Annotated in this window: 20 protein-coding genes; 3 read left to right on the forward strand and 17 right to left on the reverse strand. The window is 37.0% G+C overall.

Going from position 1 to position 26,049, the window contains the following annotated elements; translation table 11 throughout:
* Nucleotides 1–254 precede the first annotated feature (254 nt).
* The gene (locus tag LDL57_RS12850; protein ID WP_225505894.1) at nt 255–1,427 is read right to left on the reverse strand and encodes a porin; all 1,173 of its coding nucleotides are present in this window, start codon (nt 1,425–1,427) and stop codon (nt 255–257) included.
* Between the two features lie 612 nt (nt 1,428–2,039).
* Here LDL57_RS12850 and rdgC point away from each other — a divergent pair.
* On the forward strand, nt 2,040–2,948 hold the full coding sequence (gene rdgC, locus LDL57_RS12855) for a recombination-associated protein RdgC (protein ID WP_180559630.1): 909 nt from the start codon (nt 2,040–2,042) through the stop codon (nt 2,946–2,948).
* 1,163 nt (nt 2,949–4,111) lie between these two features.
* Here the strand turns inward: rdgC and exbD are convergent.
* Both exbD and exbB read right to left on the reverse strand, forming a co-directional pair.
* The gene (exbD, locus tag LDL57_RS12860) at nt 4,112–4,540 is read right to left on the reverse strand and encodes a TonB system transport protein ExbD (RefSeq protein WP_180559629.1); all 429 of its coding nucleotides are present in this window, start codon (nt 4,538–4,540) and stop codon (nt 4,112–4,114) included.
* 6 nt (nt 4,541–4,546) lie between these two features.
* The gene (gene exbB / locus LDL57_RS12865; RefSeq protein WP_225505896.1) at nt 4,547–5,485 is read right to left on the reverse strand and encodes a tonB-system energizer ExbB; all 939 of its coding nucleotides are present in this window, start codon (nt 5,483–5,485) and stop codon (nt 4,547–4,549) included.
* 403 nt (nt 5,486–5,888) lie between these two features.
* On the opposite strand from exbB, the gene LDL57_RS12870 reads away from it, so the two are divergent.
* Complete coding sequence (locus LDL57_RS12870) at nt 5,889–6,545, forward strand: DedA family protein (protein WP_180559627.1); 657 nt, start codon at nt 5,889–5,891, stop codon at nt 6,543–6,545.
* A gap of 74 nt (nt 6,546–6,619) precedes the next feature.
* On the opposite strand, the gene carB is transcribed toward LDL57_RS12870, so the two are convergent.
* The 8 genes from carB to ribF all read right to left on the reverse strand — a co-directional run bounded on the left by carB (nt 6,620) and on the right by ribF (nt 18,181).
* Complete coding sequence (gene carB, locus LDL57_RS12875) at nt 6,620–9,844, reverse strand: carbamoyl-phosphate synthase large subunit (protein WP_180559626.1); 3,225 nt, start codon at nt 9,842–9,844, stop codon at nt 6,620–6,622.
* Nucleotides 9,845–9,857: 13 nt separating this feature from the next.
* Nucleotides 9,858–11,024: a glutamine-hydrolyzing carbamoyl-phosphate synthase small subunit gene (carA, locus tag LDL57_RS12880; RefSeq protein ID WP_180559625.1), complete on the reverse strand. Its 1,167-nt coding sequence runs from the start codon at nt 11,022–11,024 to the stop codon at nt 9,858–9,860.
* 423 nt (nt 11,025–11,447) lie between these two features.
* Complete coding sequence (gene dapB, locus LDL57_RS12885) at nt 11,448–12,269, reverse strand: 4-hydroxy-tetrahydrodipicolinate reductase (protein WP_225505898.1); 822 nt, start codon at nt 12,267–12,269, stop codon at nt 11,448–11,450.
* Between the two features lie 164 nt (nt 12,270–12,433).
* The gene (ispH, locus tag LDL57_RS12890) at nt 12,434–13,384 is read right to left on the reverse strand and encodes a 4-hydroxy-3-methylbut-2-enyl diphosphate reductase (protein WP_180559623.1); all 951 of its coding nucleotides are present in this window, start codon (nt 13,382–13,384) and stop codon (nt 12,434–12,436) included.
* Nucleotides 13,365–13,835: an FKBP-type peptidyl-prolyl cis-trans isomerase gene (gene fkpB / locus LDL57_RS12895; RefSeq protein WP_180559622.1), complete on the reverse strand. Its 471-nt coding sequence runs from the start codon at nt 13,833–13,835 to the stop codon at nt 13,365–13,367. The genes ispH and fkpB overlap by 20 nt, the downstream gene beginning before the upstream one ends.
* Nucleotides 13,836–13,896: 61 nt before the next feature.
* Nucleotides 13,897–14,397 (reverse strand): signal peptidase II, encoded by a 501-nt coding sequence (gene lspA / locus LDL57_RS12900; RefSeq protein ID WP_180559621.1) that lies wholly within the window; start codon nt 14,395–14,397, stop codon nt 13,897–13,899.
* Entirely contained in the window at nt 14,397–17,213 is a 2,817-nt protein-coding gene (gene ileS / locus LDL57_RS12905; protein ID WP_180559620.1) for an isoleucine--tRNA ligase, read from the reverse strand. Before ileS ends, lspA begins: the two co-directional genes overlap by 1 nt.
* Nucleotides 17,214–17,251: 38 nt before the next feature.
* Entirely contained in the window at nt 17,252–18,181 is a 930-nt protein-coding gene (ribF, locus tag LDL57_RS12910; protein WP_180559619.1) for a bifunctional riboflavin kinase/FAD synthetase, read from the reverse strand.
* 337 nt (nt 18,182–18,518) lie between these two features.
* Between ribF and rpsT the strand changes: the two genes are divergently transcribed.
* Entirely contained in the window at nt 18,519–18,779 is a 261-nt protein-coding gene (gene rpsT / locus LDL57_RS12915; protein ID WP_026821429.1) for a 30S ribosomal protein S20, read from the forward strand.
* 69 nt (nt 18,780–18,848) lie between these two features.
* On the opposite strand, the gene nhaR is transcribed toward rpsT, so the two are convergent.
* The 6 genes from nhaR to dnaK all read right to left on the reverse strand — a co-directional run bounded on the left by nhaR (nt 18,849) and on the right by dnaK (nt 25,706).
* Nucleotides 18,849–19,760 carry a transcriptional activator NhaR gene (nhaR, locus tag LDL57_RS12920; RefSeq protein ID WP_180559618.1) on the reverse strand — a complete coding sequence of 304 codons (912 nt, stop codon included), beginning with the start codon at nt 19,758–19,760 and terminating at the stop codon, nt 18,849–18,851.
* 183 nt (nt 19,761–19,943) lie between these two features.
* A complete protein-coding gene (nhaA, locus tag LDL57_RS12925) occupies nt 19,944–21,128 on the reverse strand; it encodes a Na+/H+ antiporter NhaA (protein WP_180559617.1) in 1,185 nt (394 codons plus the stop codon).
* A gap of 168 nt (nt 21,129–21,296) precedes the next feature.
* Complete coding sequence (locus LDL57_RS12930) at nt 21,297–21,710, reverse strand: hypothetical protein (RefSeq protein ID WP_225505900.1); 414 nt, start codon at nt 21,708–21,710, stop codon at nt 21,297–21,299.
* A gap of 45 nt (nt 21,711–21,755) precedes the next feature.
* Nucleotides 21,756–22,163 carry a hypothetical protein gene (locus LDL57_RS12935; protein ID WP_180559615.1) on the reverse strand — a complete coding sequence of 136 codons (408 nt, stop codon included), beginning with the start codon at nt 22,161–22,163 and terminating at the stop codon, nt 21,756–21,758.
* A 365-nt stretch (nt 22,164–22,528) separates the two neighbouring features.
* The gene (dnaJ, locus tag LDL57_RS12940) at nt 22,529–23,665 is read right to left on the reverse strand and encodes a molecular chaperone DnaJ (RefSeq protein ID WP_180559614.1); all 1,137 of its coding nucleotides are present in this window, start codon (nt 23,663–23,665) and stop codon (nt 22,529–22,531) included.
* A gap of 115 nt (nt 23,666–23,780) precedes the next feature.
* A complete protein-coding gene (dnaK, locus tag LDL57_RS12945; protein WP_180559613.1) occupies nt 23,781–25,706 on the reverse strand; it encodes a molecular chaperone DnaK in 1,926 nt (641 codons plus the stop codon).
* Between the last annotated feature and the right edge of the window lie 343 nt (nt 25,707–26,049).

The following is a 26,049-nucleotide window of genomic DNA, read 5'->3' on the forward strand; positions in this document are numbered from 1 at the left end:
GCAGAATTTATTTTGTCCAATCGTTACTAACTATTAGCAAGTCGGCATTAGTATAGCAAAACACTATGCGTTTTTAGTGACTTTCTTATACCATTAAGATAACAATTGATAAGATATGGTTTGCCAAATATAGTGATTTTGCCATTGAATCTAATATAAAAAATAACAGCCATTCTGGCTGTTATTATAATTTTTACCTTTATATAATAGACTAAATCGCTATCATTCATTAGGGTGAATTTTCATGAAATTGGTTAGAAAAAGAAACGCAAACCTGTCTCAACCAAAAACCAATTATCTTTCTCATAAGCTTGATTTTTACTATGAAGGTGGTTATACGCCATTTCCATATATAAAAGTAATTGCTTATTTTTCATTACTGCAAAGTCTTTATCTACACCTAACGTATAAGTCTGCTTTGGATAGTCAAAGGTTTTTTTATCGCCTGATCTTAGTCCGTAACCGGCATATAAGCCTGTATCTGATTCTGGCCAGTGCCATTTTGCGCCAATACTGTAGAGATGAGCTGACCAATCCCCTGTCACCGATGTTGGCGTCAGTGTTTTCCTGGCGACTACTACATTCGTTGATTGTAACCGACCATAATCAATTCCAATTGAAGCGGTCTTATCAGGAAAAATATATTTGACCCCCAATGCGAACATTTTGTCTTGCGGTTTTTTTCCTGTTTGGTTTTTTTCACCCACCGCTTCAGCCCAACCAGTAGCCAGTTCGAAACCTAAAGCGTTCTGATAAAAAAGACCCAATGAGTAAGCATGAAGAATATCACTGTAATCACGCTCACCACTGCCTTCCGAGGGTCTAGAATAACTGCCTGCAAACTTTACGCCTTTAAATGAAGGTGTTTCTAAATAGATAGTATGGGGCAAACGTAGGGTAAAAATATCCCGTCCAGTACCACGATAAATGGTATTGCCATTTTCTTGCTTTACATAGCCAGAAGATATACCGGTATTTCGACTCAGTACATCAGCAAAATAGAGCACACCAGTATTGTTATAACCTAAATTAGATTTAGCAACTGAATCAATAGGAACATAAGTACGGCCAAATTGTACTTTCCCATATTCTGCATGAGAAATACCAACATAGCCAACCCGATTATAGAGTTCAAATTGGCTGTTAGGATTATTACTATTCGACTTTTGCGTATCTAAACCTAATTCAATATTGCCAAATACTTTAACCTCATGAGGCAGCTTATGCTCGGCAAATAAACCAATACGACTACCATCATCGCCAATCATGGCTCTATTTTTTTCCGTATCCCAGCTATTTAATAATCTAATTTGCCCATAAATATCAAAACGCGTATATTGATCATCATAAATACTTGTTGCCTGTGAAATCTCTGCTAAAGATAAAGTAGCAATAAATGTTATGATGGGTTTTAATTTTCTTGCCATAAAAATACCCATTAATTTATGCTGAACAAAATAATTGAAAAATGCCAATTTCAAATAATAAAATAATTTTCTTTGCTTTTAGTATTTAAAAAATCATAATAAAATAATAAAATGAAAATATTTTATAAAATGAATTAAAAATAATTTATTAAAATAACCCTACCCTCATAAATAAAAAACAAGCTTATAAAATCAGTAAGTTTACAATAAATCACCTTTAAGCATACAGCAAAAATATTATTTTTATGGCAAAAATAATCTCATTTTTATATTCTATTTCTGGCAATAGATCCCTCTAAAAATTTATTAAATAATTTAATCAAAAAAATAAGACATTATTTACCCTCTTTTTTAATCGATTATAAAAACCAGTATCAAGCAATAAAAATTTCATTAAAAATAATTAATGACAGAATATTAGCCTATATTTTAAAAATGTAATTTACCATTTAATTAAATAATTATTAAAGATAAAAATAACCTATGCGGATGGATAAAATCGATTAAAACTGACTTAATCAATAAAAATAGCGATTGAAAACTAGGGTCGAAGAGTGTGATCCGTTATCATATCCCCAATTTTTAAATAAGGAATAACGAGGAAGCCTTGAGATGTGGTTTAAAAATTTAATGATCTACCGCTTAAATCGGGAATTCAAATTATCCGTAGATAAGCTTGAAAAACAACTTGCCACCCTGGCTTATAGCCCATGCACAAGCCAAGATATCATGAAAATGGGCTGGACTTCACCGATGGGATCTCACAGTGAAGCACTAATACACACGGTTAATAACCAAATTTTACTTTGCGTCCAAAAAGAAGAAAAGCTTCTGCCAGCACAGGTTATTAAACAAGAGTTAGAAGCTAAAATTAAGAAAATAGAAACAGCCCAAGCACGAAAACTGAAAAAAAGCGAAAAAGATCCATTAAAAGATGAAGTCCTGCATGCACTTTTACCCAGGGCCTTTAGTAAAATCAGTCATACTTATATCTGGTTAGATATAACCAATAACCTGATTATTGTTGATGCAGCGAGTACTAAACGTGCTGAAGATAATCTGGCATTTTTACGTAAAACATTAGGCTCGCTTCCGGTTGTGCCTTTAAGTTATCAAAATCCGATCGAACTAACTTTAACGGAGTGGGTGCGCTCTGGCAAACCTGCTAATGGATTCAGTTTAATGGATGAAGCTGAATTAAAAGCACCCGTTGAAGAAGATGGAGTGATACGTTGTAAAAAACAAGATTTATTCTGTGATGAAATTATCGCCCACATTGAAGCTAAAAAACGAGTAACAAAGTTAGCATTAGAATGGGAAGAGCGTATTCAATTTATTCTTTCCGACGACGGAACAATTAAAAGACTAAAATTTAGTGATCTGATAAAAGAACAAAATGATGATATTGATAAAACAGATTTTGCCCAACGTTTTGATGCTGACTATATTTTGATGACAAACGAAATTAGTGCACTGATAAAATGCCTAATTGATGTATTCGGTGCAGAAATGAACATTTAATTAGCTTGACTTGGTAATGCAATAAACCACTAGGAATGGCGATTTTTAATCGCCAGTTTAGTTTTATCGACTAGATAGATTCACCCTCGCCTCCCAGACTGGATGATATATAAACGCATATCACTATACATTTATTTGTATAAATGAATAAAATATAATTATAAGTGGTAACTTATATATATTTTATGACAAATTTTTTCAACCGATAGATTATGACTAATCATAGTTAGATTAATTTTCTATCACTAAAAATTATAATACTAACTGTTTCAGTTATATTCGACTGAAAATTCCATTAAAATCAATAATAATCATAAATTAAAAAGTAAATAAAAAATTTATTATTTACCAAGATGGATAATTGAATATATCAACTTCTATATGGAACATATTAAATAGATTAAAAAAAACGTTATCTTGGCTAGATAACGTTAATATTACTGTAGTTAAATATTATTGATATACTTTGCTGTATGTAGTTATTGAAAAGTCAGCCCATTAAAATTTCTAAACTTGCTTTAAATCATAGCCAGCTTAAAAAATGACTATGGTTTATGGTTATTAGATATAAATTCCATTGCAGGCATAACTATATTAATTGTACAAATGATTTATAAACACAACTATTCTACTCTAATAGTAATTATCTACAATATTAATAATATATTATCTAATATTTAGCATAATTATTCTATAATTAAACTCTATTTTTATGCAAGTATTTTTTATTAAATTATTTTTTATCTGACAAGGCAATTAAATTACCTTATTTTTTTGTAGGTAATTATAGCGTACATTAAGCTAAACTTTCTTAAATACATTCATTCTCTTTATCTATGCTATAAATAGAAGTCAACTACTTATATGAATAAAAAACTTACCAACGCTTACTTCTAACTTATTAGTTTAAGAAAAATGAAATTAATAACTATAAATTATATAAAAAATAAATATAAGTTTTTTATTAAAATATTTTTATTCTAAGTAATAGTTTATTATTTTGTAATATAAATAAATTTGAAATTATTAATTATCTAATTTATTAACCATGCAATTAATATGTTTATAGAATATAAAAAATATATTATACTATTGATTTATTACTAACGTATATAAATCAACACTGGGTATTTAATTACCCAGTGGACAATATTAGCAATACGCTATTTTGTGCTCTGTGACATCTCCATGCCAACTAATCCCACTTTAAGGTAACCAGATTTACGTAATAAGTTCATTACATCCATTATTCTTTCATAATTTACTGTTTTATCTGCTTGAAAAAAAATAGTGGTTTCTTTATTTATACCAGTTATCTGATCCAAAGCTGATGCCAATTGCTCCTGAGAAACATTTTGCTCTCCAACATACATTTGACCATTCTCTTTCACTGTTAAAAATAACGGTTTTTCCGGTCTAGGTTGGGGTTTAGCCGTAGAAGCGGGTAAATCAACTTTAATGTCGACTGTTGCTAAAGGTGCCGCAACCATGAAAATAATCAGTAAAACCAACATTACATCAATAAATGGTGTAACATTAATTTCATGCATTTCACCATTATCATTTAAATCATCGTTCAAACGGATCGCCATAAGTACTTACCTTTCTCTTTTACTATCAGCTAAATCCAAATCTCTACCTAACAATACCGTAGCCTGAGCAGCTACATCACCCAGTTGTCCACGATAGGTATTAATCATGCGCGCAAATAAATTATAAATAACCACTGCTGGTATCGCAGCTACCAGTCCTATTGCCGTAGCTAACAAAGCTTCTGCTATGCCAGGGGCAACAACCGCTAAATTAGTCGTCTGAGAATGAGCTATACCAATAAAGCTATTCATAATTCCCCAAACCGTTCCAAATAAACCAATAAAGGGGGAAATTGCCCCTATGGTTGCTAAATAACCATTACCTCGCCCCATATAACGACTAATTGAAGCAACAGCTCTTTCAAGGCGAAAACTGGCACGATCTTTGGTTCCATTTAAATCACGACTGCCGGCAGATAATGTTTTTTCCGCCACAACTTCATCATATAATTTTCGAGTAATACTACTTTTTTTAAATGTTGCAGCAATTCCTATCGCTTCATCGAGTGATTTTACTTTAGATAGTTTTTGCTGTTCTTTTCGAAGCTGTCGGTATGCTCCAATCAGTTCGATGCTTTTTGAAAAAAATAGAGCCCAGGTAATAATTGAAGCAAAAATTAATCCTAACATGACGGCTTTTACAATCACGTCAGCATGCTGATACATACTCCAAATCGAAAGATCTTGATCAAATCCTCCTTGTGCAGTTAATAAGTTAGGTTCCTGTTGTAGTGTTGCTACATTTTTTTCAGTGGCAAGATCTTTCTCGCTTAGTTGCTCTCCATTGGCCGAAGTCGTTGGAATTTGATTAGCAATGGATATATCTTGCTGATTAGGTATATTAACAGGCTGAAACTGCTCAGACAGACCTACCGGATTTGTCTCGGCGAAAGTTACATTTATCAAACTTATTGCCAATAAAATAGAAGCTATCAATTTACGCATCAGTTGGCTATCACTCTTCTGTTATTTAACGCGATCCTTTTAGCTGATCATAGCTTATGCCAGCTAATCTATTCGTAGTAAATTTTTATTTTCCACACTTACATTATGAAAAACTTACTGATCATACCAGACATTAAATCATTTGATAGTAATTATCATTACTATTTGATGAAATTTTTATTTATTTACCTGTTATCAATAAGTTTGCAGCAATTTGATTTGTTCTAATAACAGATAGCCGCAACATACATTTGCCATCTTTAATATTTTTACTCTGAGATAGGCACTTTCTATCCAACTGCTTTTATAATAAACGCGTGAATAAATCCAACATAATCCAGTTTTTTAAGGTAAACTGACAACTATATCGGTTCTTCATTGGTGGTTATTAACAGGGTAAGCTATGCAAGTTCTCAATGAAATCGTGATGGCAATTTGGCATCATGATTTTGCTAAATTAATTAATCCCGATACTTTATGGATTATTTATGCGGTGCTTTTTACCATTATTGTATTAGAAAACGGTATTCTTCCTGCAGCATTTCTGCCCGGAGATACACTACTTGTTCTTTCCGGTGCTTTGATTGCCAAAGGTGTTCTTTCCTTTATTCCGACAATTATTATTTTAACTATTGCTGCTAGCCTAGGTTGTTGGTTAGGTTTTTTACAGGGGCGATGGCTTAGTGATACGAATGTAATAAAACAATGGTTAAAACAGATCCCACAAGAGTATCACGATCGTGCAAATCGATTATTTAACGACCAAGGCTTATATGCGCTTCTGTTCGGTCGTTTTTTAGCTTTTGTTCGCACACTATTGCCGGTTTTAGCCGGACTTTCAACCTTAAGCCACCGTCGCTTTCAATTATTCAATTGGCTTAGTGGTCTATTATGGATTGGGATCATTGTTTCTCTAGGCTACGCAATTAATCAAATTCCTTTTATTAAACGCCATGAAAATATTGTCATGAATATTTTAATATTCTTACCTATTCTGTTACTCATTAGCGGATTGATTGGCTCACTTGTTGTATATTGGAAACATAAAAAAGCCAAATAAATATCACGGCTTTTATTGGCACAGAATAAAAAATGACCCATTTAACAGGGCCATTTTTTAAATAGTAATAAAAGTTAACGCCCGATCATTTTATGCATCTCTTGGACAGAGATAACCCGCTCCGTAGGATCAGCATTGAGGGAAATCGCTGTCGCAAAACCGCCATTAATAGTAGTGTCATAATTTACTTTATATTGTAATGCACTTCGACGAATAAGCTTCGAATCTTCTATTGCACGGCGACCGGCAGTCGTATTGACAATATAACTATATTCACCATTTTTTATTCTATCCTGAATATGAGGGCGTCCCTCATGTACTTTATTAACTAAACGCGGGTTAATTCCTGCTTCACCCAACACAATTGCAGTACCATGAGTTGCATCTAAGTCAAAACCATGCTCAATTAATTTAGCTGCTAAATCAACAATTTTGGCTTTATCATTTTCTCTGACTGAAAGTAATGCCCGTCCAGATTTTTTCATTGTAGAAGAGCAACCAAACATGGCTTTAGCAAATGCTTCGGCAAAAGTACGACCTATACCCATAACTTCACCGGTCGAACGCATTTCTGGTCCCAAAATAGGATCAACCCCAGGGAATTTATTAAATGGTAATACAACTTCTTTTACCGAATAATAAGGTGGAATAATTTCTTTCGTTATACCCTGTTTTGCTAAGGATTGCCCAACCATGACGCGAGCGGCCACTTTTGCCAGTGGTATTCCTGTTGCTTTTGATACAAAAGGCACTGTACGCGCAGCACGCGGATTCACTTCGATTAAATAAACTTCATTATTTTTAACCGCAAATTGAACATTCACTAATCCTCGAACGCGTAATTCAAAAGCCAGTTTTTTTACCTGCTTACGCATGACATTCTGTATATTCTGACTCAAGGTATAAGGTGGCAAGGAACAGGCAGAATCACCAGAATGAACACCAGCCTGTTCAATATGCTCCATAATACCACCAATTAAAACGGCTTCCCCATCACAGATAGCATCGACATCAACCTCAATGGCATCATCGAGGAAATGATCGAGCAATACTGGTGCATCATTAGAAACACTGACTGCTGTCTGAAAGTACCGACGTAAGTCAGTTTCATCGTAGACAATCTCCATTGCGCGTCCGCCTAAAACATAAGAGGGACGTACAACTAATGGGTAACCAATACTGTGAGCTTTTTCTATAGCCTGTTCAATAGTGGTAACTGTGGCGTTTTCTGGCTGTTTCAACCCTAAACGGGTCACGGCTTGTTGAAACCGCTCACGATCTTCAGCGCGATCAATCGCATCTGGGCTAGTGCCAATAATAGGAACGCCCGCTTCTTCCAGAGCAAGTGCCAATTTTAATGGTGTCTGGCCACCATACTGCACAATTACACCTGCAGGTTGTTCGATCCTAACTATTTCTAATACGTCTTCTAACGTCACTGGTTCAAAATAGAGACGATCAGAAGTATCGTAATCGGTAGAAACTGTTTCAGGATTACAGTTTACCATTATTGTTTGATAACCGTCCTCACGTAACGCCAACGCAGCATGAACACAGCAATAATCAAATTCAATTCCTTGACCAATGCGGTTTGGTCCACCACCTAGTACCATAATCTTAGATTGGGTACTGTCAGGATTGGCTTCACATTCATCTTCATAAGTGGAATAGAGATAAGCGGTATCGGTAGCAAATTCTGCCGCACAAGTATCAACTCGCTTAAAAACAGGATGCAATTTATATTTATGACGTAATTTACGGATTTCAGCTTCAGAAACACCGACTAATTTAGCTAAACGAATATCGGCAAAACCTTTTCGTTTCAAGCGCCGCAAAAACTCTGCTGACAATCCATTAACGCCAAACTCAGTAACCTTCTCTTCTAAACGAACAAGTTCTTCAATCTGTACCAAGAACCAACGATCGATATTAGTTAAATTAAACACACCATCCACAGACATACCTGCGCGGAATGCATCGGCTATATACCAAATACGTTCAGCTCCAGCGTCTTTCAATTCACGGCGAATTTTGGTTAACGAGTCGAATTCATCTAAATCTACTTTAGGATCAAAACCCGTTGCGGCGACTTCTAATCCACGCAATGCTTTTTGCATAGATTCTTGAAAAGTTCGCCCAATCGCCATGACCTCACCAACAGATTTCATCTGAGTTGTCAGACGATCATTACTACCCGGGAATTTTTCAAAGTTAAAACGCGGGATCTTAGTCACGACATAATCAATAGAAGGTTCAAAAGAAGCGGGTGTGCGCCCGCCGGTAATATCATTCATTAATTCATCAAGGGTATAACCTACCGCAAGTTTCGCTGCAACCTTAGCAATAGGAAAACCAGTTGCTTTAGATGCCAGGGCCGATGAACGTGATACCCGGGGATTCATTTCAATAACAATTAAACGACCAGTTTTAGGATTTACGGCAAATTGAACATTTGAACCACCTGTTTCTACACCAATTTCTCGCAACACTGCCATCGATGCATTGCGCATAATTTGGTATTCTTTATCGGTTAATGTTTGTGCAGGAGCAACAGTAATAGAATCTCCCGTATGGATCCCCATCGCATCGACATTTTCAATAGAACAGATAATGATACAATTATCATTTTTATCACGAACCACTTCCATTTCATACTCTTTCCAACCAATTAACGATTCATCTATCAATAATTCATTGGTTGGTGAAAGATCTAAACCGGTCAGACAAATGTCTTCAAACTCTTCACGGTTATAAGCAATACCGCCACCCGAACCGCCCATAGTAAATGAAGGGCGAATAATACAGGGGAAGCCTACTTGCTCTACCACTTCTAATGCTTCTTCCAGGGAATGGGCAATTCCTGAACGAGCAGTTTCAAGGCCGATTTTCTTCATTGCTTTATCAAACCGCTGACGATCTTCCGCCTTATCAATTGCATCAGCCGTTGCGCCAATCATAGTAACAGCAAATTCGTTTAATACGCCTTTACGCTCTAATTCTAAAGCAAAGTTTAAAGCAGTTTGTCCACCCATTGTAGGTAAAATCGCATCAGGCCGCTCTTTTTCAATAATTTTGCGTACCACTTCCCACTGAATCGGCTCAATATAAGTAGCATCCGCCAGTTCGGGATCTGTCATAATAGTTGCCGGATTGGAATTGACTAAAATAACGCGATAACCCTCTTCACGTAGTGCTTTGCAAGCTTGTGCACCTGAGTAATCAAATTCACAAGCTTGGCCTATAACAATTGGACCGGCACCTAAAATCAGGATACTTTTTATATCTGTACGCTTTGCCATTTTTTGCTCCTGATCAATCAACTTGAGTAGCTAAATTTATTTGACGATACTTTATAATCAATTCAATAAAATAATTGAATAGAGGTTCTGCATCTTTAGGGCCAGGACTTGCCTCAGGATGTCCTTGAAATCCAAATGCAGGTTTATCGGTACGATGTATGCCCTGTAGGCTGCTATCAAATAGTGATTTGTGGGTAACTCGCAATTTGTCAGATAATGTTGTTTCATCAACCGCAAAACCATGATTTTGTGCGGTGATCATAACGCAATTATTAACTAAATCTTTTACTGGATGGTTACCACCATGATGGCCAAATTTCATTTTAACGGTATCGGTTCCACTAGCTAGTGCCAGTAATTGATGACCTAAACAAATACCAAAAATAGGGATTTCTGTCGTTAAAAACTGTTTGATGGCTTTGATCGCATAATCACAAGCGGCTGGATCACCCGGGCCATTAGAAAGAAATATTCCATCAGGTGCCATTTTTAATACTTCATCAGCAGGGGTTGTTGCTGGAACAACCGTCAAATAACAACCGCGATCAACGAGTAAGCGTAAAATATTTTGTTTGACACCAAAATCATAAGCAACAACATGATAAGGGAGTTGCTCCCGTGCCTTAATAGTCGATAATCCATCGGCTGCCAGCTGCCAACTCTGCTGTTGCCAGGTATAAACCTCTTTAGTTGTGACTTCTTTAGCTAAATCCAGTCCTTTTATTCCACCAAATAATTTAATTTTTTCTAATGCCAAATGGGCATCTAAATTATTGCCAGTAATAATACAACCATTCTGTGCGCCTTTTTCCCTTAATAACCGCGTAAGCTTACGAGTATCAATATCAGCAATTGCTACTGTTTTATGGCGCTTTAAATAATCAGATAAGCTTTCTTTTCCGCGAAAGTTACTATAAATTAATGATAAATCACGTATAACAAGCCCTTGAGCATGAATGATAGCAGACTCTTCGTCATCAGGATTGATGCCCGTGTTTCCAATATGAGGATAAGTAAGTGTAACAATTTGGCGGGAGTAGGAAGGATCAGTGAGAATTTCTTGATATCCAGTCATTGATGTATTAAAAACAACTTCTCCAACAACAATTCCTTCAGCCCCAATGGAATGACCATGAAACTGGGTTCCGTCTTCCAGAACCAATATAGCTGGCTTAATCAAAATACCCTCCAAAAGAATAAAAAACCATGTATTGAGCATATTTATTCATGCGTAAGCCAATAAATTCGTGCCAAAATGGACTTTAAGCAAATTTTTGACAAATTGCGCGCATTCTAATGATGAGAAGAGTGATTGTCTAGTAAAAAATTATTTTTTTAGCTAATTTATAATGAAAAATCAATGTAACTAGTAAAATGATAGATTATCTTAGCAAGATAATCGATTACATAACAAGATAATTGCAAAAATAGGTTTTAACTAAATTTCATTATAATGAATGCGCCAAAAACATCTTAAATCAATAAGATTTTCATTTTAAATATTAAAAAAAACAGTTATCAAACAAAACACTTAATAAATCTATAAATAAAACAAAAACTAAAAATTAATTATGCTTTATCAAATAAATAGATTAATAAAAAACTAAACATTTTCTAAATTTAATACATCTTTCATGCTATATAAGCCACTATTTTTTCCTTTTAACCACAAACAAGCTTTAACAGCGCCATTTGCAAACGTCATGCGACTTGATGCTTTATGAGTTATCTCAATTCTTTCACCAATATCAGCAAAAATCGCTGTATGCTCCCCAACAATATCGCCAGCTCTAATCGTGGCAAAACCAATGCTGTTCTTTTCTCTTTCACCCGTAATACCTTGACGACCATATACTGCACAATTTTTTAAATCACGACCCATTGTCTTAGCAATAACATCGCCCATTGCTAAGGCGGTTCCTGAGGGTGCATCGACTTTATGCCTGTGATGAGCTTCAATAATTTCAATGTCACTATATTGACCCATCACTTTTGCTGCTTTTTCTAATAACTTTAACACCAAATTAACGCCGACACTAAAATTTGCCGCCAATACAATAGGGATTGTTTTCGCCGCTTCTTCAATCAACTTTTGTTCAGTTTCATTAAAACTTGTAGTACCAATGATCATCGCTTTGGCATATTTTTTACAAACAGATAGGTAATATTGCGTACCTTCGGGACGAGTAAAATCGATCAAAATATCAAATTTATCTAAAACATTAATCAGATCATCGCTAATTATAACATTTAAACGGCCAATGCCGACTAATTCACCAGCATCAGTACCTACTATGCTTGAGCCTTTTCTTTCTAACACTGCCCCTAAAGTAACGCCATCCTGTTGTGAAACTGCTTTGATTAGTTCACGTCCCATGCGGCCACCAGCACCAACGATGGCAACTCGCATATCTGAATTAGTCATGTTTTTCTCTCTTGATTAAAAAACAGATTAAATATCCTAAGTTTGACAAGGCTAACACTGATCTAGTAAGCGTCAGTGACAAAAAAAGCCATCAGAGTTGGCTTAATTAGTAAATAAATTGCGGTACTAAAAATTAGTTGAATAAAATACCAAAATAACAATTATTATATTTGCTTGATCTCAACCCGTAGCTCTTTTGGCACTTCAAAAACAATATTTTCTTCATGACCCGCAAGTTCGACCATTTCACTAGCTCCTAAAATTTTTAAGCGTTCAATAACCTGGCGAACAAGAATATCCGGAGCAGAAGCACCAGCAGTAAGACCAATAATCTGCATATTTTCCAGCCAATGTTCTTGAATATCATCAGCAGAGTCAATTAGGTAACCAGGTTTGCCTGCTCTTTGCGCCAATTCAGCAAGACGATTGGAATTAGAAGAATTTTTAGAGCCGACAACTAATACAATATCAGCCTTATCGGCCAACTCTCGCGCCGCTTCTTGACGATTAGTGGTGGCATAGCAGATATCATCTTTACGTGGTCCGATAATATTTGGAAAACGCGTGTTTAGTGCATCTATAACATGAGCTGTGTCATCTACCGATAAAGTAGTCTGCGTCATAAAACAGAGATTATTTTCATCTTTTACTTGTAACTTCCAAACATCTTCCGGCGATTCAACAAGATACATACCACCCGCCGGGTTATTATATTGTCCCATTGTACCTTCTACTTCAGGGTGGCCAACATGCCCAATTAAAATCGCTTCTTTACCTTTACGACTAGCACGTGCCACTTCCATGTGTACTTTAGTCACCAATGGGCAAGTTGCATCAAATAACATGGTCAGATTACGTTGCTTAGCTTCCCGCCGGATTGCTTGAGAAACACCATGAGCAGAAAAGATCAAAATAGCACCATCAGGTACTTCAGCAATTTGTTCAATAAAAATCGCACCGCGTTGACGTAAATTATCAACCACATAACGGTTATGGACGACTTCGTGACGAACATAAATCGGAGCACCATAAAGAGCCAGTGCACGATCAACAATGCTAATTGCCCGATCAACACCGGCACAGAAACCTCGAGGGTTAGCCAGCAATATTTGCATTTGAGCCCTCCCATTTCGGGTCAATTTCCAACACTTCAATGTCAAAAATGATGTCCTGAGCCGCTAACGGGTGATTAAAATCAACGGTGATAGACTCTTCTGTCACTGCGGTTACCATCCCGGGCATTTCACTACCGTTTATCACAGTAAATAATATGATGGCACCAACTTGAGGCATACCGAGCTGAATAAAATCTTTTGGCGTAAAGTATTGGATCATATCTGGGTTTGGTTTACCAAAAACATCCTCTCCGCCTAAGGTAAATGTTTTTTTCTCACCAACACTTAAACCCATTAATTGTTTTTCCAGTGCTAGCGAAAGGCTTTTATCGCCAAGGCGAAAAAGTGCCGGTTTATCCTGATTATAGGTTGAATCAGCAATTGAGCCATCCTCAAGTTTCAGCGTGAAATGCAGCAACACGGCACTATCTGCTTGTACTAACGTTAACATGACAATAAAAACCTACTGTTAGAAATAAATCAACCTGTGATCAGCGTAAACGAACGATGAACTAAGCTGCACTCACTTTCTTGTCTGTATTGATGAAGCTGTCGAGAATAATGAGTGCCGCACCAATGCAAATCGCCATATCAGCAATGTTAAATGTCGGCCAATGCCAGTCACCAACATAGAAATCAATAAAATCAACTACAAAGCCATGGACTAAGCGATCACACAAATTCCCTAATGCTCCACCAATAACCAATGCATAAGCAATATTACTCAATTTTTTGTTCACGCTTTGACGATACATCATTACGATAAGCACCACACAAATGACAATCGCCACAAATGCAAAAAACCAACGCTGCCAGCCCCCTTTATCAGCTAAAAAACTAAATGCTGCACCAGGGTTTTGAGCATAAGCCAAATTGAAATAAGGCATTAATGGTATCGACTCATATAATTGAAAATGATTCAAAATGAGTTGCTTACTACCAAGATCAACAATTAATATCACAACCGTTAACCATAACCAGCGTAAGCCAGTAGAGCAAATAGGATTTTTCATTAGGCAAACTTACGTATTTCACCGTTACCGGCTACATTAGTAACACAGCGGCCGCATAATTCTGCATACTCCGCCTCCCGACCAATATCCGTTGCATAATGCCAACAACGAGGACATTTATCGCCTTCCGCCTGCTGGAAAGCAATTTTTAATCCACTCAGTTCACTATTCTGTGCGTGAACTGGAGCTTGGGTAATATCAATTACTTTAGCTTGTGAGGTTAATAATACAAAACGTAACTCATCACCTAAACGATTAAGTATTTCAGCCAGTTCGGTATCCGCATATAAAGTCACTGCGGCCTCCAACGAGCTACGAATAAGCTTATCTGCACGTGCTTGTTCAAGAACTTTATTAACCTCACTACGGATAATTAATAGTTCATCCCAAAATTCATCATTGAGTGTTTCATTATCATCCAGGCCAAACAAGCCATCATAATACTCCTCAGTAAAGACATATTTGCCATGTTCACCAGGCAATTGCTGCCAAATTTCATCGGCAGTGAAAGAAAGGATCGGCGCAATCCAACGTACCAATGCCTCTACGATATGGAATAAGGCTGTCTGGCAACTACGCCGCGCCAAACTATCACTTTTTGCTGTATATTGACGATCTTTTATTATATCTAAATAAAAAGAACCCATTTCAACAGAACAAAACTGCATTAACCGCTGAACAACTGCATGAAAATCATAATTAGCATAATGCATCATGATTTCCGTTTGAGCAGCTTTAGCCCGCCCTACTGCCCAGCGATCTAATACAACCATTTGTTCTGGTTTAATTTGGTGTAAAGCCGGATCAAAACCGTTCAAATTGGCTAATAAGAAACGTGCTGTATTACGAATACGCCGATAGCTATCGGCAGAACGTTTTAAAATCTCACTTGAAACAGCGATTTCACTGGTATAATCGGTTGAAGCAACCCATAGCCGTAGAATATCAGCGCCTAAATCATTCATGACATCTTGTGGACTAATCGTATTCCCCAAGGATTTTGACATTTTACGACCTTGTCCATCAACCGTAAAACCATGGGTTAATACTTCTCGATAAGGCGCTTTTCCTTTCATCGCCGTTGACAGCATTAGAGACGACATAAACCAACCACGATGCTGATCAGAACCTTCCAAATATAAATCCGCAGAATGTCCTTTAAATTCAGGGCGAACATCGACAACGGCATAATGGGTAGAACCAGAATCAAACCAGACATCAAGCGTATCGGGAACTTTAACATAATCAGTTGCATCACTGCCTAATAGGGCAACGGGATCCAGATCCCACCACGCCTGAATACCTGATTTTTCAACAAGTTTAGCAACTTCTTCAATCAGTTCTAACGTACGTGGATGTAATTTCTCTGTCTGCTTATGCACAAATAATGCCATCGGCATACCCCAAGTGCGCTGACGAGAAATGCACCAATCTGGGCGATTTGCCACCATAGATTCAATCCGGCTTTGACCCCACTCAGGGATCCATTTAACACCTTTGATCTCTTTGAGTGATTGTTCACGTAAGCCATTTTTTTCCATACTCACAAACCACTGAGGAGTTGCACGAAAAATAACGGGTGTCTTATGCCGCCAACAACAAGGATAACTATGCTGTAATATTTCTTTATGTAGCAGTGTGCCTTTGGCCGCTAAAAGTTCGATAATTAACTCATTTGCTTTAAATACAAAAACGCCATCTAAACCAGGATAAGTATCAGGTAAATAACAACCATTTGGGCCGACAGGATTTGCTATTTCAAGTTTATATTTTTGTCCAACAATATAATCCTCAGGGCCATGACCTGGTGCAGTATGTACAAGCCCGGTACCCGCATCTAAAGTAACGTGATCACCCAAAATAACAGGTACATCGAAATTCATAAACGGGTGATGAAAGCGCAGTAATTCCAATTCAGCACCATTACATTCTGCTATAATTTGCCACTCTGTGGCTGCAATACGCTGCATTACCGTTTCAACTAGCGATTTTGCCAAAATTAAACATTCATCATTATTAACTTTGACTAATTGATATTCCAAATCAGAGTTAACCGCAATCGCACGGTTAGCCGGCAATGTCCAAGGTGTTGTTGTCCAGATCACGGCTGAAACCGGCAAAGTTGCCGATTCTACACCAAATTTACTATAAACGGCTTTAGCATCCACCGCGCTAAAGCGTACATCAATGGAAGGCGATGATTTATCATAATATTCAACTTCCGCTTCTGCTAAGGAAGAACCACAAGCAGTACACCAATGAACCGGTTTAGCACCTTTTACTAAATGGCCATTTTCAATCACTTTACCTAACGCACGAATAATATTGGCTTCGGTATTAAAATCCATGGTTAAATAAGGCTGCGCCCAATCACCAAACACGCCCATTCTAATAAAATCAGCTCTTTGACCTTCAATTTGTTCCTTAGCGTATTTGCGGCATTGTTCACGAAATTCAGCAGCAGAAACCTTATCACCAGGTTTACCGATAATCTGTTCAACCTTATGTTCAATTGGCAAACCGTGGCAATCCCAACCAGGAATAAAGGGCGAATCAAACCCAGCCAGTCCTTTAGATTTAATGATAATATCTTTGAGAATTTTATTAACTGAGTGACCAATATGAAGACTACCGTTAGCATAAGGAGGACCATCATGCAGTATAAACATCTGTTTACCTGTTTTGGCCTGGCGAATAGCTTGGTACAAACCGTCTTTATGCCAACGGGCTAACATTTGTGGTTCTCGTTTAGCGAGATCACCACGCATAGGGAACCCTGTTTCCGGTAAATTCAGGGTATTTTTATAGTCACTCATTTAGATTCTCAGTTCCAATTTTCTGCTAAATATCTTAATTATGACGACTGGAAGAATTGTCTCGCAGCCATTATATCCTCACCGATTTGCTGTCTTAATTCATCAATAGAAGCAAATCGCTGCTCGTTACGCAATTTTTTACGCAATACAACATCAATATGACGTCCATATATATCCATACACACATCTATCAAATGCACTTCTATTTGCTGTTCTACCCCATTCACTGTTGGGCGGGTACCAATATTTGCTACTGCCTGCAATGGGTGGTCGGCTAAACCATATACTTCTACCACATAAACGCCTTTAACAGGCATAACTAAACATTTAAATGGTATATTTGCTGTTGGAAAACCGATCTTACTACCAAGCTGGCTACCATAAATCACTCGACCGCTTAATCGGTAGGGGTGTCCCATAAGATTCTCAGCAAGGGTAAGATTATCACTTAATAGTGCTTGCCTGACAGCCGTACTGCTAACACGCTGTCCGGCATCACAAAAACTTTCGGTATTGGCGACTTCAAAACCATATTGTTCACCAGCTGCACGGAGATATTGAAAATCACCCTGTCTATCTTTGCCAAAGCGAAAATCATCACCGATCGCCAAAAATTTAACCCCTAATTTCTCCACCAGTAATTGTGAAACAAAAGCTTGAGGTGATAATGAAGCAAATGTGGGATTAAATTTAACACACAGTAAATAATCAACGCCATATTCGGTAAAGTATTTTATCTTATCACGTAAACGCGTTAAACGTGCTGGCGCATTTGCGCCCAAAAAAAATTCCAATGGTTGCGGTTCAAAAATCATGACCATCGTTAGTAGTCCGAGACGCTGACCCTGTTGTTTTAAATGTTTCAATAATGCCTGATGTCCTCGATGAACAGCATCAAAATTGCCAATAGTCAATACACAACCATGATGATATGCGCGAATATTATGTATCCCACGTACTAACTTCATAATCGGCTCAATATAATAAAAATTGCTGGATTATACCGCTTACTACCTTGAAGGTTAAGTCACCATTTGATTAATATTTATAACAAATATAATAAGTTGTTGTTTGTCAGCAAGAAAAATAGTTAATTTACCCACTTTCCTGCAATTTCATCCCGTTTTTCACATTTAAAACTGTATTCTCACTCAGTAAACTGATAAAATCATCGGTCATCACAACAGATTGCATTGCAGTACACGATGCTTATTTACACAAATTCATTGACAAATGAGGGCTAAAAAGGCATATTCCTCGGCCTTTAGAGTGTCCTTGATAGAATAAATATTTGGGAGTTGGACCTTGGCTAATATCAAATCAGCTAAGAAACGTGCCATACAATCAGAGAAACGCCGTCAGCATAATGCTAGTCGTCGTTCTATGGTGCGTACTTTTATCAAAAAAGTTTATGCCGCTATCGCTACCGGTGATAAAGAAGCAGCACAAAAAGCATTTAACGACATGCAACCTATTGTTGATCGCTATGCTAGCAAAGGCTTGATCCACAAAAACAAAGCTGCACGTCATAAAGCAAACTTAGTTGCACAAATCAAATCAATGTAATTTATTTTGATTTTGCTAAAAAACCGGCTTTAGCCGGTTTTTTTATTACATTACTATTGAAAATGATTATTATGGTTTATAAAAGGTTTGATCAAATAAACCAGAAAAATCTTTATTACATACACGTTGCACTGCTGGATGCTGGATCATACGTTCAGCAAAAATAACATAATATTCTTCTTTCACTTTATCCATATGACCAATTTCAACCACTTCATTATCTGAAAAAATTTCATTAGCGTATAATGATGGTGCGACAAATATTGCGTTATGATACATGCCAAATGCTTTCATCAACGCAGCATCATCAAATTCACCCAAAATTTCTACCTGCAATTTATTATTCTGGATCCAAGAAAGTAGATGACGACCTAACATAGAACGTCGACCAGGGATCAATAATCGCCGCTCTTCTAAACAAAGCGGAAAAGGTTTTTCCGGTATTGGTTTGCGACAGAAAAAACTAACGCCACATTCACCAAGCTTCACGGAAAATAATCCTTCTTGTTGTGATGAATCAACCGGGCAATCAGATAAGATCATGTCTAACTTATGTTGACTCAATTGTTCCAATAAAAGCTCATGGGTCGATTCAAAACAACGTAAATGGATCCGCTCATGCTCAACGATAGCTGTTTCAAGGACGCGGCTTACCAGCCGTTTAGATAAAGCGTCAGCGACACCGACATCAAATAACAAATTCGATTCACGACTATAATTAACAATATCTAACATTTCCTGGCTTAGCACAAACATTTTATCAGCATAACGAAAAACCAGTTGTCCGAGTTCTGAAGGGACCAGTCCTCGGCCTTGCCTTTTAAATAATTTACCATTCAAACGTTCTTCTAACGCTTTTATCTGACCTGTTATTGTCTGAGGCGTTAAATAAAGTTCTTCAGCGGCGCCAACAACGGATCCCTCTTTACAAACATGCCAGAAGTAATAGAGATGATTAAAATTGAGATGCGACATTCTCATATCGATACCTTTTGTACCATCGATAACTGTTTATATACGTTATTTTCTAAACATCAGAAGATAAGCGATCCATTTTATTTTACCTAAACAAGATACTCGCGCTATAAATAAAAATATTGTAGCGCGAGCACAAAAACACTATTTATTTCACGTGACTATAACTTAAAATTAACTTTATCTTACCTAATTAGTCGTTTGCTCGCTAATTGGCTTTTTCGGTAATGCGGAATTCAATAATAATAATCCTAAAATTGCCGCTAGTGTCGAACCAATTAGGATCCCCAGTCGTGCATAAGTACTAAAATTATCTAAACCTTCGAATGCTAAACTAGCAATAAAAATTGACATAGTAAAACCAATACCACATAGCACTGAAACTGCAAATATCTGTTTAAGATTAATTTTGGCAGGCAATTTTGCGACGCCTGATTTTAATGCGAGCCAACTGAATAAAAAAATACCTGCTGGTTTGCCAATTAATAAACCTAACGCAACACCAAGGGGCAGGGAACTGGCAAGGTTGGCTAATGTCACACCACTAAGTTGCAAACCGGCATTAGCAAAAGCAAATAATGGTAAAATTAAATAAGCTACCCAAGGATGTAAAAGATGTTCTAATTGTTCAGAAGGGGAATTATTTTGTTTCCCTTTAAGGGGTATCAAAAACCCCACAATGACACCAGCTAATGTAGCATGAATACCCGATTTTAAAATACAAACCCATAAGATGATGCCAACAACCAAATAAGCAGAGGTATTTTCAACTTTACGCCAATTCATCCATAATAATACCAGCAGAGAAAGCGTAGCTAAACCTAATGACATAATAGAAACAGACTTGGTATAGAATAAAGCAATAATGATAATCACCCCAAGATCATCAATAATCGCCAAGGCAGGTAAAAATACTTTTAACTCTGTTGGTACACGCTTACCCAATAGTGCCATGATACCAAGTGCAAAAGCAATATCGGTCGCTGCCGGGATTGCCCAACCCTGCCGGGCAATTTCATCATTCACATTAAAAAATAGATATACCAGAGCAGGTAACAGCATACCACCTATCGCAGCAACAGCTGGGAATATCGCTTTATCACGACCAGCTAACGAGCCCTCTATTAGTTCTCGCTTAACTTCCAGGTCAACAACCAAAAAGAAAATGGCCATTAAACCATCGTTTATCCATAATAAAAAAGGTTTATCAATATTTAATGCACTGATTTTAACCGCAACGGGAATATTAAGAAATTGCTGATAAATACTTTGCAATGGGGTATTAGCCATAATCAAAGCTAAGACGGCAGCAATAATTAACAGCACCCCACTTGCTGCTTCTAACTTTAAAAATTGTCGTATAATTGCTGTCATTACAATAACCTCAGTGTTAATTAGCAAAATTAATTTTACGCTAATACTTACAATTCGGAAAATCATTTTTTTTAGCAGAAATAACACCGTTATACCGAATAATTACTAACAATATAGACGTTATTTGACTAGTTAGCAGTTTGAAACTGACTTAACTTTGAAAAACGATTAGTTAACCTTACTGTTAAAAAAAGTAGGTAATAAAAGCCTGATGAGTTTAGTTTTGATAAAATCCCGCGATGTTGCCAAAAGTTGCGTCGTTTTTTGGCGCAGTTTTTGCCAAAAACTGGGGTTACTTTCTCGTAGTAAATCTGATTTATCTGGTATTTCTACTTGTTGCTGGGATTGTTTTGCCACTTTATTTAATATAACCCCTCCACCTTGTTCTATTTCCTTTCTTTTCTCTACTTCCTCTGGACATAGTTTTAATGTTTCTTCTGCTATTTCCGTTCTGCTTTCAACTAATGTTAACTCTGCCGCTTTTGTTTTATTTTTCATAGCATATTCATTAACATGACTTATAATTATAAACTTATTAAGACATTCCCTAATTTCTTTGTTTATTTTATCTTCATCTGTCATATGATCAATCTTATTGGTACATTCTTTCGCATAACTAAAATCCTGTTAATCTATATTCTTACTTAAAACCCCTAATCCAATTGCATCTATAATATTTCCACCTATTTGTAATCGTATATTATCTAACTTATCTGAATTTTTTATCTCTTTAATACAATCGAAAAGAGAGCAACCAAACTTTTGTAAGTTAACTTTATTTATTTTCTCTACACCATGCCAAGTATATTTACGAGTTAAAATTGTCTCTAATCCTTCAGTGGAAAATGAACAATACTTTCCAGCTGCTATCTTGAATGTCTCGCTAATTTTAATATTTCCTTTACTATTATTTGCGATAAATTTTAGACAGTTAAGCAATTCCTTTTTAAAATATTGCTGGCAATTTTGTTCAGTGATAACTGGTTTGTTAAAAGAAAATGAGTTTTTTATTCTTAGCGCTAACGATTCTGCCATAACTATTTCCTATCTAATAAATTAATTAAAAATAAAACTAAATTGTATAGAAAATTCTGTTAAGCTCACGTTTAACGTATCGAAATTAATCTTAATTTATTTTTATAAAAAAATTAAAGCAGAAAATTTATATAAAACAGGCAAAATTTATCTTCATAATTAAACTTTTTAAATTTAATTTGTATAGATAAAAGCAATAAAATAATTCAAATTAATAAATAAAACACAATAAATTAGCCACTGTTATAAGATATCTCATTAATCAATTATTATTCTATTAAAAAAATCAAATAATCCTATTTTCAATTAATAAAAAAAGCATCGATCACTTACTATCGATGCTCTGTTAATTTAGCTAACTACCGTTATTTGGTCAGATCATCAAAAAACTTTTTCACACTATCTAAGAAACTCTTTGAACGAGGGCTATTCTTACCACCACTTTCACCATTCAAAGATTCACCAAATTCTTTCAGTAAAGCTTTTTGTTTATCATTAAGTTTAACCGGAGTTTCCACCAGAATGCGGCACATCAAATCACCTGTCATACCACCACGAACAGGCTTAACACCTTTTCCTTTCATGCGGAAAATTTTTCCTGTTTGTGTCTCAGCTGGAATTTTGAGACTCACCCGGCCATCAAGTGTTGGTACATCAATTTCACCGCCCAATGCCGCAATCGTAAAATTAATGGGTACTTCGCAATATAAGTTATTACCATCGCGCTCAAAAATAGCATGCCTTGCGACATTGACCTGAACATAGAGATCACCGGCTGGAGCGCCATTTTCACCGGCCTCACCTTCACCATTTAAGCGGATACGATCGCCAGTATTAACCCCTGGTGGAATTTTTACCGATAAAGTTTTGTATTTCTCTACTCGTCCATGGCCATGACATTTAATGCAAGGTTCTTTGATGATTTGACCACGACCATGACAAGTTGGGCAAGTTTGCTGAACTGCAAAAAATCCTTGCCGGATCTGAACTTGGCCTGCACCATGACAAGTTGAGCAAGTTTCTGGTTTGGTGCCTGGTTTAGCGCCACTTCCGTTACAAACATCACATTTTTCCAAAGTCGGAATACGGATCTCTTTGCTGACACCCCGAACTGCTTCTTCTAAGGTTAATGTTATTTCGTACTGAAGATCGGCCCCACGAGCCGATCGCTGACGCCGGCCACCACCAAAAATATCACCAAATACATCACCAAAAATATCACTAAAATCGGCGCCAGAAGCAAAGCCGCCGCTAAATCCGCCACCCATGCCACCTTGTTCAAAAGCAGCATGTCCATATTGATCATAAGCAGCACGTTTTTGCGCATCAGTTAAAATTTCATAAGCTTCTTTAATTTCTTTAAACTTACTTTCTGCTTCTTTATCACCCTGATTACGATCTGGATGATACTTCATCGCCAGACGTTTATATGCTTTTTTGATCTCTTTTTCATCAGCCGTTTTAGTAACGCCTAAAACTTGATAATAATCTCTTTTTGCCATATTTATTTTACCCTTAACACACGGAAACGGGCGTAGAGTTCCCCCAACGCCCGTACTCGGTTTTCAGTAACAGAGGAAATAATCCTAACACTATTACTGTGCCCGCTAAGGGCCCCTATTTTTTATCTTTATCCTTGTCATTGACTTCTTCAAATTCAGCATCAACAACATTATCATCCTGCTTAGGCTGGGCGCCTGCGCCTGTATCAGTTGCTCCTGCTTGAGCTTGCTGTTGAGCTAACTCGAGTAGTTTGGCTGAAGCTTGAACTAAAGCTTGAATTTTCTCTTCAATGACGGCTTTATCCTCACCTTTCACTGCGGTTTCCAGCTCAGAAATAGCTTTCTCTATGTTAGTTTTATCATCAGCAGGTAGCTTGTCAGCCGCTTCTTCAATTTGTTTACGCGTACCGTGAACTAATTGATCAGCCTGATTACGTACCTGAACTAACTGTTCAAACTTAAGATCTGCTTCCGCATTTGCTTCTGCATCGCTTACCATTCTTTGGATTTCATCTTCTTTCAAACCAGAAGATGCTTTAATGGTAATCTTCTGCTCGCGGCCAGTATTCTTATCTTTGGCTGACACATGTAAAATACCATCAGCGTCAATATCGAAGGTAACCTCAATTTGTGGCATACCACGTGGTGCCGCTTGAATACCATCCAAATTAAACTGGCCTAATGATTTGTTATCACTTGAGCGTTTACGTTCACCCTGCAACACATGAATGGTTACTGCCGACTGGTTATCTTCTGCTGTTGAAAACACCTGACTATGTTTAGTCGGAATAGTGGTATTCTTGGCAATTAACGTTGTCATTACACCACCCATCGTTTCAATACCTAAAGATAGTGGAGTTACATCAAGTAACAAGACATCTTTAACATCACCAGCTAACACACCACCTTGTACCGCCGCACCAATAGCAACCGCTTCATCAGGGTTAACGTCTTTACGAGGTTCTTTTCCGAAGAAGTCAGCAACCGCTTTTTGTACCATTGGCATGCGCGTCTGACCACCAACCAGAATGACATCGTTTATATCATTAACATTTAAGCCCGCATCTTGCAGTGCAACTTTCAGCGGCTCCATTGAGCGTTTAACCAAATCTTCAACCAGTGATTCAAGTTTCGCTCGCGTCACCTTAATATTCATATGCTTAGGACCGCTGGCATCTGCAGTAATGTAAGGCAGATTGACATCGGTCTGCTGGGCAGAAGAGAGTTCAATTTTAGCTTTCTCTGCAGCTTCTTTTAAGCGTTGCATTGCTAACGGATCATTGCGTAGGTCAAAACCTTGCTCTTTCTTAAATTCATCGACCAAATAATTGATCAGACGATTATCAAAGTCTTCACCACCTAAGTGAGTATCACCATTAGTTGCCAGCACTTCATAGGTTTTTTCACCATCGACTTCATCAATTTCAATAATTGAAATATCAAAGGTACCACCACCTAAGTCATATACCGCAATGGTACGGTTACCTACTTCACGATCTAAACCATAAGCAAGCGCCGCTGCCGTTGGTTCGTTAATAATACGTTTTACATCTAAACCAGCAATACGACCGGCATCTTTAGTTGCCTGACGCTGAGCATCATTAAAATAAGCTGGTACAGTAATAACAGCTTCAGTAACGGGCTCACCCAGATAATCTTCCGCCGTTTTTTTCATTTTTTTCAGCACCTCAGCGGAAACCTGAGGAGGAGCCATTTTTTGCCCCTTAACATCCAACCAAGCATCACCATTATCTGCGGCAATGATTTTATAAGGCATAATAGAAACGTCACGTTGAACTTCTTCATCTTCAAAGCGACGTCCAATCAGACGCTTAATAGCAAAAAGTGTATTTTGAGGATTTGTCACTGCCTGCCGTTTTGCCGGCTGACCGACAAGAATTTCACCATCTTGCGTGTAAGCAATAATAGAAGGTGTGGTACGGTCACCCTCACTGTTTTCCAATACTCGCGCACTTGCGCCATCCATAATAGCTACACAAGAGTTAGTTGTACCCAGGTCAATCCCGATAATTTTACCCATCTAAACAGCCTCCAAAGGGAATTCTTAACCAATCTAGTTACCAACCTATATGAGGTTCATTAAATTTTTTTTCAAGGGATTTTTTCCCTGACCTCAAAAAAAATCTACCTAACGAGACACCTTGTGACAGGTTGATAGATTGACCATTGGTAACTACGCTTTTCATTAAAATGGGGACATAAAAATATTCATCAAGGGGAAAGTAAAAAATTATTTTTAAATAAAAAGTCATTTTATTCTTTGTTTTGATGCAAACACTACCTATTATACTTGCTTTTCGTAAGACCCAATAGCATATATTAATTTGTATCCTATTGAATATTATATATTTTATGACATTTAG

Source organism: Arsenophonus apicola (assembly GCF_020268605.1).
In the GTDB taxonomy this organism is placed as follows: domain Bacteria; phylum Pseudomonadota; class Gammaproteobacteria; order Enterobacterales; family Enterobacteriaceae; genus Arsenophonus; species Arsenophonus apicola.

Coding starts and splice junctions, on each gene's coding strand:
- LDL57_RS12850 (WP_225505894.1), bottom strand. CDS start 1,427: ATGGCAAGAAAATTAAAACCCATCATAACATTTATTGCTACTTTATCT.
- rdgC (WP_180559630.1), top strand. CDS start 2,040: ATGTGGTTTAAAAATTTAATGATCTACCGCTTAAATCGGGAATTCAAA.
- exbD (WP_180559629.1), bottom strand. CDS start 4,540: ATGGCGATCCGTTTGAACGATGATTTAAATGATAATGGTGAAATGCAT.
- exbB (WP_225505896.1), bottom strand. CDS start 5,485: ATGCGTAAATTGATAGCTTCTATTTTATTGGCAATAAGTTTGATAAAT.
- LDL57_RS12870 (WP_180559627.1), top strand. CDS start 5,889: ATGCAAGTTCTCAATGAAATCGTGATGGCAATTTGGCATCATGATTTT.
- carB (WP_180559626.1), bottom strand. CDS start 9,844: ATGGCAAAGCGTACAGATATAAAAAGTATCCTGATTTTAGGTGCCGGT.
- dapB (WP_225505898.1), bottom strand. CDS start 12,269: ATGACTAATTCAGATATGCGAGTTGCCATCGTTGGTGCTGGTGGCCGC.
- ispH (WP_180559623.1), bottom strand. CDS start 13,384: ATGCAAATATTGCTGGCTAACCCTCGAGGTTTCTGTGCCGGTGTTGAT.
- fkpB (WP_180559622.1), bottom strand. CDS start 13,835: ATGTTAACGTTAGTACAAGCAGATAGTGCCGTGTTGCTGCATTTCACG.
- lspA (WP_180559621.1), bottom strand. CDS start 14,397: ATGAAAAATCCTATTTGCTCTACTGGCTTACGCTGGTTATGGTTAACG.
- ileS (WP_180559620.1), bottom strand. CDS start 17,213: ATGAGTGACTATAAAAATACCCTGAATTTACCGGAAACAGGGTTCCCT.
- ribF (WP_180559619.1), bottom strand. CDS start 18,181: ATGAAGTTAGTACGTGGGATACATAATATTCGCGCATATCATCATGGT.
- nhaR (WP_180559618.1), bottom strand. CDS start 19,760: ATGAGAATGTCGCATCTCAATTTTAATCATCTCTATTACTTCTGGCAT.
- nhaA (WP_180559617.1), bottom strand. CDS start 21,128: ATGACAGCAATTATACGACAATTTTTAAAGTTAGAAGCAGCAAGTGGG.
- LDL57_RS12930 (WP_225505900.1), bottom strand. CDS start 21,710: ATGACAGATGAAGATAAAATAAACAAAGAAATTAGGGAATGTCTTAAT.
- LDL57_RS12935 (WP_180559615.1), bottom strand. CDS start 22,163: ATGGCAGAATCGTTAGCGCTAAGAATAAAAAACTCATTTTCTTTTAAC.
- dnaJ (WP_180559614.1), bottom strand. CDS start 23,665: ATGGCAAAAAGAGATTATTATCAAGTTTTAGGCGTTACTAAAACGGCT.
- dnaK (WP_180559613.1), bottom strand. CDS start 25,706: ATGGGTAAAATTATCGGGATTGACCTGGGTACAACTAACTCTTGTGTA.